The organism is Legionella sp. km772, from assembly GCF_003989735.1.
Lineage (GTDB): Bacteria > Pseudomonadota > Gammaproteobacteria > Legionellales > Legionellaceae > Legionella.
Genome location: NZ_RZGQ01000314.1, coordinates 1 through 1,769 on the forward strand (window position 1 = coordinate 1; position 1,769 = coordinate 1,769).

The following is a 1,769-nucleotide window of genomic DNA, read 5'->3' on the forward strand; positions in this document are numbered from 1 at the left end:
CTCTCCTGGCCTATGGACTTGTGGATAAGCCATTCTGAGAGTAAGGTGAATGAACTAACAAACCGGGAATAGCTCTTATTTTTCCTGAATTTTGTTCCAGATCCCCGGACCTAGCTAACAGTCCTACCTCTTGCTATGCAAGGGAGTTTAAACAACATGAACATTTGGTCAATGATCTGGTGAAAGATTTCAATAAATTATTGAAAAATAAAAGCCTCCACGCTGAGGAACAACAAACAGCGACTAAAACCCTAACTCATACTACTCATAAGTATAAAGATCGCATGGATAGCCTAAAAGCTGAAGTTGAAGTGGCCTCTCAACGCTTAACTAATTAATTCTCCGTTTAAGAGGAATAATTAGTCAGTCCTCTCTCTTTATGTATTTTTTTTTAAAATAATGTTCTGTCCTAAAGATACTTGCACTGATGAAAAACATTTAATATAGTGAAAAACCCACTTGTAATTAAATTTCACATTTAATTGTTATTTAGGTAATAAAAAGGAGTTTTTAATGACCAAATTAGTAAAGCTTTTAAATTCATTAATTAGCACCCTGCGCGCGAATCATGATATCCATGCAAAAAATGGCCCTTCACTCCGGTACGATACCGAAAATCTGGAAACGCTGGAAGCAACATTAGAAACCATGATTGAAAAATCGACTGAGAGTTATAAAGATAGAATCCATTTTTTAGCTTATCTTAAACACGAAGCACTATTTATAAAAGATCTGCTACTTCGTAAAACCGCTTTTACCCCAGACGAATTAATTAAATGCAAAAAAGAACTTAGTACCCTTCTAATTGATTTAAGGGAGCTATTAAAAACCCTCAAAACAGCAAATTATAGGGTAAGTTATAGCGACTTGGCTGAAGAGTCATTAAAAATTGATTTGAAAGGCTTATCTAATGGTTATTATTTCTGTGCATCAGGTACTATGGTGAATAATGAAATCATGACTCCTTTAGGCTTAAGCTACACTTCCTCAAATGGCACTATTACTTCCATTGTTAATGATATATGTGAAGAACATCAAATTAAGTTATTAGGGGATGAAAATCCTAAACTACGAGTACAATTAGAACAAGAGCGCGCTAAAGTTCTAGAACTTGAAGCAACAAGACAAAAAGAGAAAGAAACTTTAGAGCTTGCCTTAACCCAAGAGCGCCTAAAACAACAAGAGCTCGAAGCAACAAGCCAACGTGAAAAAGCAGCTTTAGAGCTCGCCTTAACCCAAGAGCGCCTAAAACAACAAGAGCTCGAAGCAACAAGCCAACGTGAAAAAGCAGCTTTAGAGTTCGCCTTAACCCAAGAGCGCCTAAAACAACAAGAACTCGAAGCAACAAACCAACGAGAAAAAGAAGCTTTAGAGCTTGCCTTAGCACAAGAGCGCCTCAAACAACAAAAACTAGAAGCCACAAAGCAAAAGGAAATTGAGGCTTTAAAACTCCTCTTAACCCAAGAAAAAGCTAAACTAGTAGAATTAGGGGAGTCTAGTAAAAGTGACAAAGAAGCACTTGAGCGTCAACTAGAACTATTGCGTGCTAAAATAGTCGAACTAGAAGAAGCTGTCCGAGTTAAGCCCTCTGAAGCCCTATCTGTAAGTGAATCTGAGGAGCTGAGTGCCGCAAAAATTAAGATTGCTGAATTACTCATGTTACGCACGGTCAATTTTAAGCTGCCATATTTTTAAGCTCCTGCCAAGCAATCTGGTTCGCTCTAAGAATCAATTTGTACTTAATAGCAAAGTGATTTAAATGAGTTTTT

The 1,769-nt window shown here is 37.0% G+C and carries 2 protein-coding genes; both read left to right on the forward strand.

Going from position 1 to position 1,769, the window contains the following annotated elements; genetic code table 11:
- The first annotated feature begins 179 nt into the window (after positions 1 to 179).
- Positions 180 to 338: a hypothetical protein gene (locus ELY15_RS16305; protein WP_158617525.1), complete on the forward strand. Its 159-nt coding sequence runs from the start codon at positions 180 to 182 to the stop codon at positions 336 to 338.
- Positions 339 to 513: 175 nt separating this feature from the next.
- Positions 514 to 1,695 carry a hypothetical protein gene (locus tag ELY15_RS15560; RefSeq protein WP_127101644.1) on the forward strand — a complete coding sequence of 394 codons (1,182 nt, stop codon included), beginning with the start codon at positions 514 to 516 and terminating at the stop codon, positions 1,693 to 1,695.
- Positions 1,696 to 1,769 lie beyond the last annotated feature (74 nt).

Bases quoted from the DNA above. Each gene is read 5' to 3' on its own strand.
- ELY15_RS15560 (WP_127101644.1), top strand. From the start codon at position 514: ATGACCAAATTAGTAAAGCTTTTAAATTCATTAATTAGCACCCTGCGC.